This is a genomic window from Streptomyces sp. NRRL B-1140 (genome assembly GCF_001280065.1).
GTDB lineage: Bacteria > Actinomycetota > Actinomycetes > Streptomycetales > Streptomycetaceae > Streptomyces.
In genome coordinates, this window is the sequence record NZ_LGEA01000100.1 from 15,635 (window position 1) to 32,322 (window position 16,688).

Below are 16,688 nucleotides of genomic sequence, written 5' to 3' on the forward strand. Positions count from 1 at the left end.
CGCACTGGCCCCCGGGAAAGGAAGAAGCGCAGGTCACCGCAGGTGGTGCGATACCTCACTCGACGACGTGACGCCCCTCCTGGCGCGCGGTGCACGAGGCCCGGAACGCGCAGTGGGTGCAGTGCTGCCCGGCGGTCGGCGTGAAGCGTTCGTCGAGGACCTTGCCGGCGGCGGTGGCGAGCAGATCGCCGACCCACTCCCCCTCCAGCGGCTCCTGGGCCTGCACCTTGGGCAGGCTCTCGCCGCCGTCGCGTTTGGCCGCCCCCTGCCGGAGGTGGACGAGTTCGGCGCCGCCCGGTTCGGGACGCACGCCGTCGAAGGCCTCGTCGAGGGCACCCTCGCGGACGGCCAGCTGGTAGACGGCGAGCTGCGGGTGGCGTTCCACCTCCTTGGAACTGGGCGCCTGCTTGCCGGTCTTGAAGTCGACCACATAGGCGCGGCCGTCGCCGTCCGCCTCGACCCGGTCCATCTGGCCCCGGATGCGCACCTGGTAGTCGCCCGCTTCGAGGGTGACGTCGAAGTCGTGTTCGCTGGCCACGGGGGTGCGGCCGGTGCGGTTCATGACGTGCCACTGCAGGAACCGTTCGAGCGCCACGCGCGCGTTGTCCTTCTCCTGGGCCGACTTCCAGGGCGCGTCGAAGGCCAGCGCGTTCCACACGGAGTCGAGACGTTCCATCAGGACGCCGAGATCGGCCGGGGTGTGCCCGGAGGCGACCTCGTCGGCGAGGACGTGCACCACGTTGCCGAAGCCCTGTGCGGCCGTCGCGGGGGCGTCGGCTTTCACCTCGCGGCCCAGGAACCACTGCAGGGCGCAGGTGTTGGCCAGCTGGTCGAGCGCGCTGCCGGAGAGCACGACGGGCTGGTCGCGGTCGCGCAGCGGCACCTTGGACCGGGTCTGCTCGAACATGCCCCACCAGCGGTAGGGGTGCGCGGACGGCACCAGGGGGCGGCCGTCCTCGTCGGCGAGGGCGGCCAGCCGGGCCAGGCGGTGGGCGGCGGCCTCCCGGAGTGCGTCGGAGACGCGCGGGTCGACCGTGGTGGCGCGCAGTTCGGCGACGAGTGCGGCGACGGACAGCGGGCGACGGGGGCGGCCCGAGACGTCCTTGGGTTCGACGCCGAGTTCGGTCAGAAAGCGGGAGGGCTGGTCGCCGTCGTCGGCGGGGGCCTTGACCGCGGTGACGACGAGGCGCTCCCGCGCGCGCGTGGCGGCCACGTAGAACAGGCGGCGCTCCTCGGCCAGCAGGGCGCCGGGGGTGAGGGGTTCGGCGAGGCCGTCGCGGCCGATGCGGTCGGCTTCCAGGAGGGAGCCGCGGCGGCGAAGGTCGGGCCACAGGCCCTCCTGGACGCCCGCTACGACCACGAGAGGCCACTGGAGGCCTTTGGAGCGGTGCGCGGTCATCAGGCGCACGGCGTCGGGGCGTACGGCACGCCGCGCGAGGGTGTCGGCGGCGATGTCCTCGGCGTCGATCTCCGCCAGGAAGTTCAGGGCGCCCCGGCCGCCGGTGCGCTCCTCGGCGCGGGCGGCGGTCGCGAACAGGGCACACACGGCGTCCAGGTCGCGGTCGGCGTTGCGTCCGGCGGCGCCGCCCCGGCGGGCGGCCCGTTCCAGCCGGGCGGGCCACGGTGTGCCGTCCCACAGGTCCCACAGCGCCTCCTCGGCCGTGCCGCCGCCGGCCAGACGCTCGCGGGCCTTGCGCAGCAGCGCGCCGAGGCGCTGGGCGCCGCGCGCGTACGTGGGGTCGTGCACGGCGAGTCGCTCCGGCTCGGCGAGGGCCCGTGCGAGCAGCGCGTCGGAGGGCGGAGGCAGCGGATTGCCGGCGGCGCGCTCCTCGTCGCGCAGGGCGCGGCCGAGGCGACGCAGGTCGGCGGCGTCCATGCTCGCGAGGGGGGAGGTCAGGAGGGTGAGGGCGGTTTCGGTGTCGAGCCAGCAGGCGGTCGGCCCCGCGTCGGGGGCGCCCTGGGCCGCCGTTTCCCTGTCGGGGGCCCCGGCGGCTTTCGCCGCCTCCGCGTCGGGGGCGCCCTCGGGTGCCCTGTACCCGTCCAGCTCGGTGGCTTCCGCCGGCTCCGCCTCGGCAGCGCCGTCGGACGCCGTGTCCCTCTCAGCGGCCCCGGCGGCTTCCGCCGTGGCCACCGCCCGCAGTGCCGTCAGCAGCGGTGCCACCGCCGGTTCGTGCCGCAGGGGCAGATCGTCGCCGTCGACGTCCACGGGAACGCCCGCCGCCGAGAGGGCTCGGCGGAGCGTCGGGATGGTGCGGGAACCGGCGCGCACCAGGACGGCCATGTCCCGCCACGGGACGCCGTCCTCCAGGTGTGCCCTGCGGAGGATGTCGGCGATGTTGTCCAGCTCCGTCCCGGATGTCGGGTAGGTGTACACCTCGACGCGGCCGCCGTCGCGTACCGGGGCGAGTTCGCGATGGGCGCGGACCTTCTCGGCGGGCAGGCGGGTCAGGGGCATGCGCTGGGTGAGGAGCCGGGTGGCGGCCAGCAGGCCGGCACCGGAGCGGCGGGACGTCCGCAGCACCGAGACGGGGGCCGGACGGCCGTCCGCGCGCGGGAAGGCGTGCGGGAAGTCCAGGATGCCGTTCACGTCGGCGCCGCGGAACGCGTAGATCGACTGGTCGGGGTCGCCGAAGGCCACGAGCGTGCGGCCGCCGCCGGCGAGGGCGTCCAGCAGCCGCACCTGGGCGGGATCCGTGTCCTGGTACTCGTCGACGTAGACGGCGTCGTACCGGGCGGCGAGCCACTCGGCGGCTTCGGGGCGGCGGGCGAGGAGCACCGCACGGTGGACGAGTTCCGCGTAGTCGATCACGCCTTGCAGGTCGAGCACGTCGAGGTACTCGGCGAGGAAGGCGGCCGCGGCGCGCCAGTCGGGCCGTCCCGTGCGGCGGGCGAAGGCGTCCAGGGCGTCGGGGCCGAGGCCCAGCTCACGGCTGCGGGCGAGGACCGCGCGGACCTCGTCGGCGAAACCGCGGGTGGTCAGGCAGGCGCGCAGCTCGTCCGGCCAGCGCACGTGCGCGAGCCCGAGCCGTTCCAGACCGGCCTGGCCCGCGAGCAGCTCCCGCACGGAGACGTCCTGCTCGGGGCCGGACAGCAGGCGCAGCGGCTCGACGAAGAGGTCGCTGTCTTGCTGGGCACGGACCAGGGCGTAGCAGAACGAGTGGAAGGTGGTCGCCCGGGGGGCGCGGGCTGCGCCGGTTCGCAGGGCCATGCGGTCGCGCAGTTCGACGGCCGCCCGGCGGCTGAACGTCAGCACCAGGACGCGCTCGGGGTCCCCTCCCCGGGCGACGCGCTCGGCCACGGACTCGACCAGGGTGGTGGTCTTGCCGGTGCCCGGACCCGCGAGGACGAGCAGCGGACCGGATGTGTGATCAACCACGGCACGCTGCGAGGCGTCCAGGAGAGGGGGATCCATGCGGGCAGGAGGGGTACGCACCAGTCGGTAAACGCCACGACTCCCCCGACGCACCCGGGGGTGCGACAGGCCGCTGGCGGAGGAAGAGGAGCTCACGTGGTTCGCCGGTTCTGGTGGAAGTGCTGGGTGGCGGGCCACCGCGCGTGGCGGGCGGTGACCGCGGGGTGACGGGGGTACGCGCAGCCGACGCTACGCCGACGGGTCGGCCGGAAGCAGGGCTTCCCCTTTTTCCCGCCGCCCCCGCGCGGCACTCGCGGCGCTCGTGCCCCTCCTCTCACGAACGTACGTCATGCCCGCACTGTGCCCCGATTCCCCCGTACGGATCACAGGTCACACGGGCGGCTGTCCGATGGCGGAAGCTGTCAGGTGTGGCCCTCCGCGCGATCACCGCCGTCCCACCGCGCCCGTCTCATGTCGATGCGCGGCAGGTGGCCCTCGGCGGCGCGGCTCGCCTCCTTCAGGGGTGTGCCCTCCGCCCGGTAGTGGCCGAGCGCCCGTTGTTCGTGCCCCGGCAGCAGGACGCCGTCCGCGCGGACGACACGCCACCACGGAGCGGCTCCGCCGTAGAGCGCCATCACACGGCCGACCTGGCGCGGGCCGCCCTGCTCCAGCCACTCGGCGACGTCCCCGTAGGTCATGACGCGTCCCGGCGGGATCAGATCGGCGACGTCGAGGACCCGCTCGGCATACTCGGGCAGCGCCTGCGCGAGCTCGTCCTCGTACCGGCCCCCCGCAGGGCTCCTCTGCTCACTCATCCGACCCATCCTGCCCCACCCCACCGACAGCGGCCGGGCGCGCTCCGGAGCGTTTCCCGCACGAGGCGGGGACGCATCGGGCAGACTGTCCGCCCCCGCATGTGCACCCTGATTGCCCCATGTGCCGGTGCGGCATGCCACCATCATGCGGGCGGTGACCGGTGATACGAGACCAAGAAGAGACGATGAAGCAGCAGGGTGCGCACCCCGAGGACACGGAGGGCATCTCTGACGCTTCGTCGCGCCCTGGCACTCCGGACGAGGGCCCGAAGAGGGCGGCGAAGAAGACCCGCGCGGCCGCCGAGGAGCCGGACTTCGCGCACATCGACGAGGTGGAGGGCGACGAACCGCTGCTCCCCGCGCGCGTGCACCGCCCGTCCGACCTGATGCGTCTGCTGGTGGGCGTGCTCGCCGTCGCGGTCCTGATCGGGATCGCCGCGTTCGCGCACGGCACCACCTCGGGCCTCGAACAGGACATCAACAAGGGCACCGGGCAGGCACCCGATCTGCTCATCAAGATCGCGGGGCTGGCCTCCAGCATCGCCATCCTGCTGGTGCCGGTCGCCTTCGCCATCGAGCGGCTGATCAAACGGGACGGGCTCCGCATCGCCGACGGCGTCCTCGCGGCGGTCCTCGCACACGGCGTGACCCTCGCCACGGACCTGTGGGTCGCCCGGGCCGCACCCGACTCCATCCAGGAGGCGCTCACCCAGCCCTCCCCCGGAGACGTCCACGCGCTGACCGACCCCGTGCACGGATACCTGGCCCCGGTCATCGCCTATATGACGGCCGTCGGCATGTCCCGCAGACCGAGATGGCGCGCGGTGCTGTGGGTCGTGCTGCTCCTCGACGCCTTCTCGATGCTCGTCACCGGCTACACGACCCCGTTCTCGATCATCCTGACCGTGCTGATCGGCTGGACCGTGGCCTACGGCACGCTGTACGCCGTCGGCTCGCCGAACGTCCGGCCCACGGGGCAGACCCTGATGGCCGGCCTGCGGACCGTCGGCTTCCGCCCGGTCAGCGCGTCCCGCGAGGACACCACGGACAATCCGGACACCGGGGACCGGGGGCGGCGCTACTTCGTCACCCTTGAGGACGGGCCGCCCCTGGACGTGACGGTGGTCGACCGGGAGCAGCAGGCTCAGGGCTTCTTCTACCGTGCGTGGCGCAACCTCACTCTGCGCGGCTTCGCCACCCGCAGCAGCCTTCAGTCGCTGCGGCAGGCCCTGGAGCAGGAGGCGCTGCTGGCGTACGCGGCCATCGCGGCCGGCGCCAACGCACCCAAGCTGATCGCCACCTCCGAGCTCGGCCCCGACGCGGTGATGCTCGTCTACGAGCACAGCGGCGCCCGCACCCTCGACTCGCTGCCGGACAAGGAGATCACCGACGACCTGCTGCGCGACACCTGGCACCAGGTGAAGGCGCTGCAGTCACGGCGCATCGCGCATCGCAGGCTGGTGGGCGACGCGATCCTGGTGGATCGTTCCGGCACGGTGATCCTCACCGACCTGCGCGTCGGCGAGATCGCGGCCGGTGACCTGCTGCTGCGCATGGACACCTCCCAGCTGCTGGTGACGCTCGGCCTCCGGGTGGGCGCCGAGCGGGCGGTGGCCTCCGCGGTGGGCGTGCTCGGTCCTGACGCCGTGGCGGACTGTCTGCCGATGCTCCAGCCGATCGCGCTCAGCCGCTCCACGCGCGCGACGCTGCGCAGACTGGCCCGGGAGCGGGCACAGCGCGAGCGCGAAGCGGTCCTGGAGGCTTCCCGGCTGGCCAAGCAGGCCCGTCTGGAGGAGCACGCGGACGAACAACCCGGGCCCGTCCAGGAGAAACCCGACAAGAAGGCCGTACGGGCGGAGCAGCGCGCGGAGAAGCGGGCGATCGACGAAGCCCTGGAGGAGGCGCGCGAGGAGGACCTGCTCACGCAGATCCGGCACGCGGTGCTGCGGATCAGGCCGCAGGCACCCGTCGAGCCGGCCCGGCTGGAGCGGGTGCGTCCGCGCACGCTGATCAGTTTCATCGCCGGCGCGATCGGCGCGTACTTCCTGCTGACGCAGCTCACACACATCGAGTTCGGGCCGCTCATCGCGAACGCCGAGTGGGGCTGGGTCGCCGCGGCCGTGCTGTTCTCGATGGGCAGCTACGTCGCCGCGGCCATGGCCCTGCTGGGCTTCGTACCCGAGCGGGTGCCGTTCCTGCGGACCGTGGCGGCGCAGGTCGCCGGGTCGTTCGTGAAGATCGTCGCCCCGGCGGCCGTCGGCGGTGTCGCACTGAACACGCGCTTCCTGCAGCGCGCCGGAGTGCGGCCGGGGCTCGCGGTGGCGAGTGTCGGCGCGTCGCAGTTGTTCGGGCTCGGCTGCCACATCCTGATGCTGCTGTCCTTCGGCTATCTGACCGGCACCGAGAAGACGCCCTCGCTGTCGCCGTCCCGGACGGTCATCGCCGGCCTGCTGACGGTGGCGGTGCTCGTGCTCGTGGTGACCTCGGTGCCGTTCCTGCGGAAGTTCGTCGTCACCCGCGTGCGGTCGCTGTTCGCCGGTGTCGTGCCGCGCATGCTGGACGTGCTGCAGCGGCCGCAGAAGCTGGTCACGGGCATCGGCGGCATGCTGCTGCTGACGGCCTGCTTCGTGATGTGCCTGGACGCGTCGATCAGGGCGTTCGGCGACGAGTCCACCTCGATCAGCATCGCCAGCGTCGCCGTCGTCTTCCTCGCGGGCAACGCCCTCGGGTCCGCGGCTCCGACGCCGGGCGGTGTGGGCGCGGTCGAGGCGACCCTGACGGTCGGGCTGATCGCCGTCGGGCTCCCGAAGGAGGTGGCGGCCCCGGCGGTCCTGCTGTTCCGCCTTCTGACGCTGTGGCTGCCCGTCCTGCCGGGCTGGCTGGCCTTCAACCACCTCTCACGCAAGCAGGCCCTCTGAGACGACCGGGACGCCGGCGCGCCGTTCCGTACAGTGGGCCCGGCAGGCAGGCTCTGTGGTCTCAGGGAACCCTCCTACCTCGTACGGCACGCGTCCCGCGCGCCCCGTCCGGGACCGCCGCAGGATGGAACCATGCCCTCCGTCCTCCGGCTGCGCGCCGCCGCCCTGACCGCCTCCGCCGTGCTGCTGTCCACTGTGCTGGCGGGCTGCGGCGACGACGCCGGGGCGAGGACGTGACGCGGCAGGAACTGAGCTGGAAGGCCTGTCCGGCACCGGACGAGGCACAGGGTGGGGGCGCCTCGCCCTCTCCTCTGCCGGACGGCGGCGAGTGGCAGTGCGCCACCATGAAGGTCCCGCTCGACTGGGGCGATCCCGACGGCGACACGATCGGCCTTGAGCTGATCCGGGCCAGGACCACCGGCGACGACAGCGAACGCATCGGCTCGCTCATCTTCAACTTCGGTGGTCCCGGCGCCTCGGGCGTCACCACCCTGCCCGGCTTCGCAGACGGCTTCAACACCCTGCGCACCCGCTACGACCTGGTCAGCTTCGACCCCCGCGGAGTCGGCCGCAGCGACCCCGTCCTCTGCGAGAACGACCAGCAGCTCGACGCGTACTTCCAGCAGGACACCACGCCCGACGACGCCGCCGAACGCAGTCGGCTCGTGGACAACACCAAGGATTTCAACGACGCCTGCGAGCAGAAGTCGGAGAAGATCCTTCCGCACGTGCGGACCACCGACGCGGCCCGCGACCTGGACCTGATGCGCCAAGTCCTCGGCGACGACAAGCTGCACTACTTCGGGTTCTCCTACGGCACCGAACTCGGCGGTGTCTACGCCCATCTGTTCCCCAAGCGGGTCGGCCGCGCTGTGTTCGACGCCGTCGTAAACCCCACCCTGAAACCCGAACAGAGCTCGCTCGCGCAGGTCAAGGGCTTCCAGCTCGCGCTCGAGAACTTCGCCGAGGATTGTGTGTCGAAGACGGAGGAGTGCTCCCTCGGCGACAGCGCCCAGAACGTGACGGATCGTATCGCCGCGCTGCTGAAAGACCTCGAACGCAAGCCGATCCAAGGCGTCTTCCCGCGCGAACTGACCCAGAGCGCGGCAACGAACGGCATCGTGCAGGCGCTTTACTCAAAGGACTTGTGGGAGACCCTCACCGAGGGCTTGAAGCAGGCCTACGACGGTGACGGGAGCATCCTGATGCTGCTGTCCGACTCATTGAACGGGCGCAGTGAGAACGGCGAGTATGACAACTCGACCGCTGCCAACACCGCAATCAGCTGTGCGGACACCAAACCGCGCTACGACACCTCCTACGTGGAGCGGAAGCTGCCCGAGTTCCGAGCCGCGTCCCCGCTGTTCGGAGAATCCTGGGCCTGGGGCATGATCGGCTGCACCGACTGGGCCGTGCCGGGCGCGGCCGACCACCCCGACGTCAGCGCTCCGGGCGCGGCGCCCATTCTGGTCGTCGGCAACACGGGTGACCCGGCCACACCGTACGAGGGTGCGAGAGCGATGGTGAACGCGCTGGGCAAGGGCGTCGGAGTCGAGCTCACCTACCGGGGTCAGGGCCACGGCGCCTACGACAGCAAGAACCCGTGTGTGCAGGGCGCGGTGAACGGCTATCTGCTGGACGGGAAGGTGCCGCCGGCCGGGACCGTCTGCGCCTGACACCGCCAGCGCTCCGGACAAACTCGCAGGTCACAGGGTTATCCACAGGCTGAGACGGTCGATGCGGGATGTGCCTACCATGGCCGGACCGCCTTCCGCTGCACGAAGCGGACGGCCTGCGAGGGGGGATGGGCAATGGCACACTTTGTTCGGTGGACCGCTCTGGCGGCCGCATCGGCCCTGCTGGCCGCGGGCTGCGGAGGCGGTCCGTCCGACGACAAGAGCGGGCTGTCCTGGGGGCGTTGCAAAGCCACGTCCGGCGGCCCCGCGCCGAGCAGCGACTGGCAGTGCGCGACGCTGAAGGTGCCGCTGGACTGGTCGAAGCCGGACGGCGAGACGATCGGCCTGGGTCTGATCCGCGCCAAGGCACGCGGCGGCGACCGTGTCGGCTCGCTGCTGTTCAACTTCGGCGGCCCGGGCGCCTCGGGTGTGTCCATGATGCCGTCGTACGCCCCGGCCGTCTCCTCACTGCGCGAGCGGTACGACCTGGTGAGCTGGGACCCCCGCGGGGTGGGTGCGAGCGAGGGGGTCCGCTGCCGGGGCGACAGGGAGATGCAGGCAGCCGAGTCGGTGGACCTCACCCCGGACACCCCCGCCGAGGAGAAGGCGTACCTGGAGGACGCCACCGACTTCGGCAAGGGCTGCCAGAAGGACGCCGGGGAGCTCATGTCCCACGTCTCGACCGCCGACTCGGCCCGTGACATGGACCGCATCCGTGAAGTCCTCGGCGACAAGAGGATGAACTACTTCGGCATCTCCTACGGCACCGAACTGGGCGGCACCTACGCCCATCTGTTCCCGAGGAAGGTGGGACGCATGACGTTGGACGCGGTCGTCGACCCCGGCGCGGACACCGTGGGCCACGCCGAGAACCAGGCTCTGGGATTCCAGCGCGCATTGAACGATTACCTCGAGTCCACCGGCCAGGACCCTCAAAAGGGCTCGCGGAAGATCGCGGCCCTGTTGCGGCGGATCGACGCCCGGCCCCTCCCGGCCGGCGTGCCCGGGCGCAAGCTGACCCAGAGCCTCGCGGTGACCGGCATCATTCAGCCGCTGTACAGCAAGGACAGCTGGCCGACGCTGACCAGCGCCCTCGACGCGGCCGAACGGGGTGACGGCTCGGAGCTGCTGACCCTCGCAGACCGCTACAACGAACGTGACCTGTCGGGGCGCTACGGCACGACGAGCCACTCCCAACGGGTCATATCGTGCCTGGACGACCGGCAGCGGCCGACGGTGGCCGAGACGAAGCGGCTGCTGCCCCGGTTCGAGAAGATCTCCCCGGTCTTCGGGACGTTCCTCGGCTGGGACACGGCCGGCTGGTGCCACGACTGGCCGGTGCCCGGACAGCACGACACCCCGGAAGTGAGCGCGCCGGGCGCGGCACCCGTCCTGGTGGTCGGCAACACCGGCGACCCGGCCACCCCGTACGAGGGCGCGCGCAGGATGGCCGACGAACTGGGCAAGGGCGTCGGAGTGCTGCTCACCTGGCGGGGCGAGGGGCATGGCGCGTACGGCAGCGGGAGCGACTGCGTCGACTCAACGGTCAACGCCTACCTGCTGGACGGTTCGGTGCCGAAGGACGGCAAGGTCTGCTCATGACGACGGCGGGGGCCCCGGACACCCGTGGTGCCCGAAGCCCCCGCCGTTCGGGAAGGGAGGCCGGATACGGCTCAGTACACCGGCTTGGACGGCTCGATCTGGTTGACCCAGCCGATCACGCCACCGCCGACGTGCACCGCGTCCGAGAAGCCCGCGGACTTCAGCACCGCGAGGACTTCCGCACTGCGGACACCCGTCTTGCAATGCAGGACGATCTTCTTGTCCTGCGGGAGGCTCTCCAGGGCGGTGCCCATGAGGAACTCGTTCTTCGGGATCAGCCGGGCGCCCGGGATGGAGACGATCTCGTACTCGTTCGGCTCGCGGACGTCGATGATGTCGATGCTCTCGCCGTCGTCGATCCACTCCTTGAGCTGCTTGGGAGTGATCGTGGAATCGGCGGCCGCCGCCTGGGCCTCCTCGGACACGACACCGCAGAAGGCCTCGTAGTCGATGAGCTCGGTGACGGTAGGGTTCTCGCCGCAGACCGCGCAGTTCGGGTCCTTGCGGACCTTGACCTGGCGGTACTGCATCTCCAGGGCGTCGTAGATCATCAGTCGGCCGACCAGCGGGTCACCGATGCCGGCGAGCAGCTTGATGGCCTCGTTGACCTGGATGGAGCCGATGGACGCGCACAGCACGCCCAGGACGCCGCCCTCGGCGCAGGAGGGGACCATGCCGGGCGGCGGGGGCTCCGGGTACAGGCAGCGGTAGCAGGGGCCGTGCTCGGACCAGAAGACCGACGCCTGGCCGTCGAAGCGGTAGATCGAGCCCCAGACGTACGGCTTGTTCAGCAGCACGCAGGCGTCGTTGACCAGGTAGCGGGTCGCGAAGTTGTCCGTGCCGTCGACGATCAGGTCGTACTGGCTGAAGATGTCCATCACGTTGTCGGCCTCGAGCCGCTCCTCGTGAAGGATCACGTTCACGTACGGGTTGATGCCCTTGACGCTGTCGCGGGCGGACTCCGCCTTGGGGCGGCCGATGTCGGCCTGGCTGTGAATGATCTGGCGCTGCAGGTTCGACTCGTCGACCTCGTCGAACTCCACGATGCCGAGGGTACCGACGCCCGCGGCGGCCAGGTACATCAGCGCCGGCGAGCCCAGGCCGCCGGCGCCCACACAGAGCACCTTGGCGTTCTTCAGCCGCTTCTGCCCGTCCATGCCCACGTCGGGGATGATCAGGTGGCGGGAGTACCTGCGGACCTCGTCTACGGTGAGCTCGGAAGCCGGCTCGACCAGGGGTGGCAGCGACACGGGGACTCCGTTGGTCGGTCAATCACTACGGTTGTTCTCCCCGTAACAGTGCCACGCGCTTTTTCATTCCGAGACACCTGTTCCGACACGCGAGACGAATTCGTCCCAGTAACCGGGCATGGCCTCCCAGGGGTCGGTGTGACCGCCCCCGTCCGTGTGGTCGGTGATCCAGACCGTCGCGGCGCCCTGCCACCGGGCGATGCGCAGTGCCTCGCCCAGGTGCGGGCGGGGCACGCCGTGGACGAAGTGGCAGAAGCGCTCGGGGGCGTGGTCAGCGGTCCACTCGGCCACCTGCGACCAGCGGTAGTCGCTCCAGGGCCCGGAGAAGGTGACCAGTTGGTCGGCGAGCTCGATGTAGCCGGGGTGCGGGTGGATGCCGTGACCGAGGACGATGTGGGCAGCGTCACGGATCACCCGCAGCGTGGCGACCGTGCGGCGGACCTCGGGCAGCCCGGCGTGGTCGGCCGGGCAGCGCTCAAGGAGGAAGCCGTCGACCTGGTACCAGTCGACGAACCGGTGGGCCTCCGAGATCAGCTCGCCGAAGTTGCGGGTGCCATACCGGGTGTCGAGGTGGCCGAGGACGCGGATGCCCGCGTTGCGCAGGCGGCCGGCCGCCGCCAGGCAGTGCGGGTCGGGGCGTGCGCCGGGACCGTCGGCCACGTTGAGGACCACCCAGTGCAGTGGGGTGCCGGGGCGGGTCAGCTCGCCCCATTCGGTGGGGGCGAGGAGGGGGTGTGCGTAGCCGGGCACCCCGACGCCGGGGCGGAGTTCCGTGTCCGAGGTGCGCCGCAGGGATCTGGTCAGATGCGGCATGCCGCCTCCATCCAGATGTCGGCGAGTGACTCCTCCAGGCCGATCCGTGGACGCCAGCCGAGACGGTCGCGCGCGGTGCGCACGTCGGCCTGCTGCCAGCTGCCGCAGCCGTCCGGATACGGGTACGCGACGGGGGGCGCGTGGTCCGGGTCGGGGCGGGGATGGCCGATGGCCGAGCGCAGGGCGCCGGGCGGACCGTCGAGTTCGTGGAGGGCGCCGCCGTATCCGGCGACGCGGGCGAGGACCGCGGCGGCGTCGCGCAGGCGCACGGCGCGGCCGGAGCCGATGTTGATGACACCCTGCGCGGCGGAGAGCGAGGCGGCGTGGACGGCGCGGGCCACGTCGCGGACGTCGACGAAGTCGCGCTGGGCGCCGAGCCCGCCGAGTTTCAGCTCGCCGTCGCCGGACTGCATGGCGCGGCGCATGGCCTCGGCGAGACGGCCCAGCGGGGAGCCGGCAGGGGTGCCGGGCCCCGCCGGAGAGAAGACGCGCAGGACGACGGCGTCCAGACCGGAGCCGAGGACCAGTTCGGTGGCGGCGAGTTTGCTGACGCCGTACGGGCCGCCGGGCCGGGGCACCGCGTCCTCGGCGGTGGAGGAGCCGGGCTGGCTCGGACCGTACTCCGCACTGCAGCCGATCTGCACCAGCCGGGCGCCGCAGCCGCTGCGGCGCAGGGCCTCGCAGACGGTGGCGACGGCGACGGTGTTGTGGCGGGTGAGCTCGCGGGCCCCGCCGCGGGTGGCGCCCGCGCAGTTGACGACGACACCCGGGTGGACGGCGTCGAGGAAGCGGGTGAGGGCACCGGGGCTGCCGGAGGCGAGGTCGAAGCGGACGTCGGCGTCGTCGCCGCGGCCGAGGGCGGTGAGCTGCACGGCCGGGTCGGCGAGAAGACGGTCGGCGACGAAGCGCCCGAGGTAGCCGTTGGCTCCGATCAGCAGGACTCTCATCGCGTGGCTCCCCGGGTCGCCGGGGTTCCTGGGTGGGCGATCATGCGGGTTCTCCTCGAGGCGGAAAGGAAGGGGAAAGAGGGACAGACAGCAGGAAGGGACGAAACGGGGCGGGAGCCGCCCGCGGCTGCGGGGCCGGTGTCGGCTTTGGGCCCTTGTCGGCGGCGGGGCCGGTGTCGGCTGCGGTCACCGCGTGGGCTCCGACCGTGCGTGGGCCGAGGCCCGGGTGAGCTTGCGGGTCGCGTGGAACAGCAGGGCCAGGGCCGCCGCTCCGCAGGCGAGGGTGGGGACGCTGCCGGCACCCCAGGTGGTGGCGAGGGTGTGGACGGGAGTGGCCATGATGGCGAGACCGGGGAGCCGGGAGGCGAAGACCGTGGCGAGGGCGACCGCCTCTGCCGTGGCCGTCGCGGTGAGCACCACGGCGGGGGCGTAGGTGAAGCCGTGCACGGTGAGGAGGCGGGCCAGGAACAGCAGCGCTCCCAGGGCCAGGGCCTGAGCGGAGGCACCGGACTCGCCGAGGACTTCCCCGCAGAGGGCGAGCAGGGCCGCCAAGGCACCCAGGAACAGGGCGAACGTGCCGAGCAGGAGGGGCCGTACGGCGGCGGCGAAGTCCTCCAGGCCGCGGCTGGAGGCGAGTCTGCGGCGGGCGCGCACGGTGAGGACGTGTGTGATCCAGGCGGCGGGCGCGCAGGCCAGGGTGAGAGCCAGGACCGGGGCGGCGGTGAGGGGCCAGGGGCCGTCGGGCGCGCCGGTGGGCAGGGCGTCGGGGCCTCCGGCGAGGGCGTTGCGGAGCAGCCCGTCGCCCAGGAGGGCGTAGAGGACGAGCCACAGGGTCCACGGGGTGGTTCTGCCGCCGGCTGCGCCCGGTCGCGGCCCGGGCCGGTCCGTGCCGGTCCTGCTCAGGGGCCCTCGGCGCAGGGCCGCACGGAGCCCCAGGGCCACCGCGAGGGCGCCCGCCGCGACCGCGAACAGGCGCGGCTGCCCATGAGTGAGGTGCACGGCGGCCAGGGCTGCGGCGCACAGCGCACCGGGCAGGAGTGTCAGGAACGCCCAGTCGGCGCGCACCCGGGGAGGGGCAGGCGGGACGGGTGGGGGTGTGTCCCCGTCCCGCGCGACGCGGGCGTACATCTCCTCGGCGAGGGAGAAGACGTCGCGGTGGCGGAAGCGGGCGGCGGTCCGGTCGGTGATGCCGTGCGCCTCCAGTCCCGCGGCGATCTCCAAAGGGTCGACCGCGCGCTCACAGAGTTCACGGTGCCGGTGCATCAGCGCCTTGACCGGATCGGCAGCACCCCGTCGCGGGGCGGAAGCCTTCTGGGCCGCACTGAACTCCCCCACGCCGGGCACCGCGCGCTCGGCTGCGGGCTCTCGGCTCTCGGCCGTGGGTTCCGCGAGCGCCTCCGCGGTTGCCTCCGCGGTTGCCTCCGCGACAGGGATTGCCGCGATTTTCTGGGCTTCCGGGGCTCCCGAGGCCAGTTCGTTCAGGTCGCTCATCACGCACCCTCCCGGGCGGGCACGGGAGTGGTCGCCCGCACGGGTCCGCCCGCCGCCCGGCCGGGGCCGCTGCGGGCGGCGGCAAGGCGGGGTGAGGCGGCACTCCAGCGGACGGGCACATGGGCCTCGGCGGGCACCGCGAACGGCAGGGGCGCTCCCGCACCGTCGAGGAGGCCAGGGCGGACGGGCGCGCGCGAGACGATCTCCAGGTACAGGCGGTGGAACGCCTCGATGTTCTGCTCGACCGTGAACAGTTCGAGGGCACGGGCGCGAGCCGCGGCGCCCAGGCGCGCACGGCGCTGGGGGTCGCGCAGCAGCGCCACGCACGCGTCGGCGAGCGCCCGCGGATTGCGCGGCGGTACGACGAGGCCCGTGCCGCCGATGACCTCCACGACCGCGCCGACGTCCGTCGACACCGTCGCGCGCCCGCAGAGCATGGCCTCGACGAGGCCGCCGGGGAACCCCTCGACCACGCTGGACAGGACGGTCACGGCACCCGAGGCGTGGGCGTCGGCGACGGACGGGATTTCCGGGCCGCCGATCTCCTCGAAGGACACCGGATTGTCGCCGGCGGTGTGCGGGCCCTCGGCCTCGTCGGGGAAGAGCTGGGCGGCGAGCGTCCTGCAGTGACCGAGGTAGGCGACCCCCTCCGGACCGGCGGGGGCACCCACGATGCGCAGCCGCGTCCCCGGCTCCTGCTTGCGCACCTCCGCGAAGGCGTGCAGGAGCGAGACCAGGTCCTTGGCGGGCTCGACGCGGCCGACCCAGACCAGCGTGTCCGGGTCCGCGCAGTCCGGGGTCTCTCCCACCTCGGCGAAAGGCCGGGCCTCCATGCCGGGGTGGACCGTGCGGAGCTTGTGCCGGTCGGCACCGCAGCGCTCCTGCCAGCGGCGGGTGTGGGTGTTGCCGGCGGTGACGACCTCCGCCCGCCCGTAGGCCTCGGCCGCGAGCCGGCCCTGGAAGGCCGCCAGCAGGGACCGTACGGCGGGTGGGGCGTCCGGGGCGGTGAGGTAGTGCGCCCGCAGGCTCACGCCGTACTCGGTCACCATCAGGGGTACGCCGGTGAAGTGCCGGGCCAGCAGGCCGGGCAGGACGGCCGTACCGCCGGACGAGGCGTGGCAGAGGTCGACCGCGCCGAGCCCGTCCTCCTCGTACCAGTCGAGGGAGAGGGGGCGCAGGGCCCGTGCGAGATGGGCCGCTACGGCGAGCAGATCGGGTACGCGTGCCTCACGTGCGGCACGATGGGCGCCGGGCGCACGACAGGCGCGTTCCAGGGTGCGAACGGTGGCCTCCGACCGGAGCGTTCCGGCCAGGCCGCCCTCCTCGCGGGCGAGTTCGGCGAGCCCGTACAGAGCGTTGGCGAAACGGTCCGCCTCAGAGGTGAGCGCGCCCTCGGAGGGTCCCCCGGCGACGCCCGCGACACCCCCGGCCCCTGGCCCCTCGCACAACACCGCGGCCAGTTCCCCGAAGCATTCCGTGAACCGCCGGCGTGCGCGGCGCCCGAGCACCGCCTCGTCGTCCTCGGCCATCCACAGGGGCGCGGTGCGCACCCGGCGGACGTTCGGTGACAGCGGGACCCAGCCGTCGTCCTCCTGACGCTCGCTGCGACTGAGCGCGTAGACGTCGAACTCGTGCTGGGCGAGCCCGCGCACCAGCCGGTCGCACCAGAGCCTGGCGTCACCGCTCACATACGGATAGCCACCTTCCGTAAGCAGTCCGATGCGCACGTGTGCACCCCCGATCTCCCCTATGGAGAGCCGCCGTTGCCCGGCGGCTCGCAGCGGGACGAACGTATGCGGACAAGGCGGTGGTGCGATGGACGGT

9 protein-coding genes and 1 pseudogene are annotated in these 16,688 nt (G+C 72.5%); 3 read left to right on the plus strand and 7 right to left on the minus strand.

Annotation, left to right across the window (positions count from 1 at the left end; all coding sequences use genetic code 11):
* Positions 1-55: 55 nt before the first annotated feature.
* Together ADK65_RS19770 and ADK65_RS19775 are read right to left on the minus strand one after the other, a co-directional pair.
* A complete protein-coding gene (locus ADK65_RS19770; protein WP_078956059.1) occupies positions 56-3,508 on the minus strand; it encodes an ATP-dependent helicase in 3,453 nt (1,150 codons plus the stop codon).
* A 266-nt stretch (positions 3,509-3,774) separates the two neighbouring features.
* Positions 3,775-4,176, minus strand: coding sequence for an MGMT family protein (locus ADK65_RS19775; RefSeq protein WP_420709054.1), 402 nt, complete (start codon positions 4,174-4,176; stop codon positions 3,775-3,777).
* A gap of 176 nt (positions 4,177-4,352) precedes the next feature.
* On the opposite strand from ADK65_RS19775, the gene ADK65_RS19780 reads away from it, so the two are divergent.
* The 3 genes and pseudogenes from ADK65_RS19780 (at position 4,353) to ADK65_RS19790 (ending at position 10,363) form a co-directional block, all read left to right on the plus strand.
* Complete coding sequence (locus ADK65_RS19780; protein WP_053671643.1) at positions 4,353-7,085, plus strand: lysylphosphatidylglycerol synthase domain-containing protein; 2,733 nt, start codon at positions 4,353-4,355, stop codon at positions 7,083-7,085.
* A 132-nt stretch (positions 7,086-7,217) separates the two neighbouring features.
* Positions 7,218-8,761 (plus strand): annotated as a pseudogene (locus ADK65_RS19785) (alpha/beta hydrolase).
* 135 nt (positions 8,762-8,896) lie between these two features.
* Positions 8,897-10,363 carry an alpha/beta hydrolase gene (locus ADK65_RS19790; protein WP_053671644.1) on the plus strand — a complete coding sequence of 489 codons (1,467 nt, stop codon included), beginning with the start codon at positions 8,897-8,899 and terminating at the stop codon, positions 10,361-10,363.
* A gap of 71 nt (positions 10,364-10,434) precedes the next feature.
* On the opposite strand, the gene moeZ is transcribed toward ADK65_RS19790, so the two are convergent.
* The 5 genes from moeZ to ADK65_RS19815 all read right to left on the minus strand — a co-directional run bounded on the left by moeZ (position 10,435) and on the right by ADK65_RS19815 (position 16,591).
* Complete coding sequence (gene moeZ / locus ADK65_RS19795; protein WP_031112256.1) at positions 10,435-11,613, minus strand: adenylyltransferase/sulfurtransferase MoeZ; 1,179 nt, start codon at positions 11,611-11,613, stop codon at positions 10,435-10,437.
* A 63-nt stretch (positions 11,614-11,676) separates the two neighbouring features.
* On the minus strand, positions 11,677-12,426 hold the full coding sequence (locus ADK65_RS19800) for a spherulation-specific family 4 protein (RefSeq protein WP_053671645.1): 750 nt from the start codon (positions 12,424-12,426) through the stop codon (positions 11,677-11,679).
* Positions 12,414-13,373, minus strand: coding sequence for an NAD-dependent epimerase/dehydratase family protein (locus ADK65_RS19805; protein ID WP_053671646.1), 960 nt, complete (start codon positions 13,371-13,373; stop codon positions 12,414-12,416). Before ADK65_RS19805 ends, ADK65_RS19800 begins: the two co-directional genes overlap by 13 nt.
* A 186-nt stretch (positions 13,374-13,559) precedes the next feature.
* The gene (locus ADK65_RS19810; protein ID WP_234352916.1) at positions 13,560-14,864 is read right to left on the minus strand and encodes a hypothetical protein; all 1,305 of its coding nucleotides are present in this window, start codon (positions 14,862-14,864) and stop codon (positions 13,560-13,562) included.
* Entirely contained in the window at positions 14,864-16,591 is a 1,728-nt protein-coding gene (locus ADK65_RS19815; protein ID WP_053671647.1) for a DUF3492 domain-containing protein, read from the minus strand. Before ADK65_RS19815 ends, ADK65_RS19810 begins: the two co-directional genes overlap by 1 nt.
* Positions 16,592-16,688 lie beyond the last annotated feature (97 nt).

What these genes read in the sequence shown, in the direction of transcription:
- ADK65_RS19790 (WP_053671644.1), top strand. Translation starts at nt 8,897, where the DNA reads ATGGCACACTTTGTTCGGTGGACCGCTCTGGCGGCCGCATCGGCCCTG.
- ADK65_RS19775 (WP_420709054.1), bottom strand. Translation starts at nt 4,176, where the DNA reads ATGGGTCGGATGAGTGAGCAGAGGAGCCCTGCGGGGGGCCGGTACGAG.
- ADK65_RS19780 (WP_053671643.1), top strand. Translation starts at nt 4,353, where the DNA reads ATGAAGCAGCAGGGTGCGCACCCCGAGGACACGGAGGGCATCTCTGAC.
- ADK65_RS19800 (WP_053671645.1), bottom strand. Translation starts at nt 12,426, where the DNA reads ATGCCGCATCTGACCAGATCCCTGCGGCGCACCTCGGACACGGAACTC.
- ADK65_RS19805 (WP_053671646.1), bottom strand. Translation starts at nt 13,373, where the DNA reads ATGAGAGTCCTGCTGATCGGAGCCAACGGCTACCTCGGGCGCTTCGTC.
- ADK65_RS19810 (WP_234352916.1), bottom strand. Translation starts at nt 14,864, where the DNA reads ATGAGCGACCTGAACGAACTGGCCTCGGGAGCCCCGGAAGCCCAGAAA.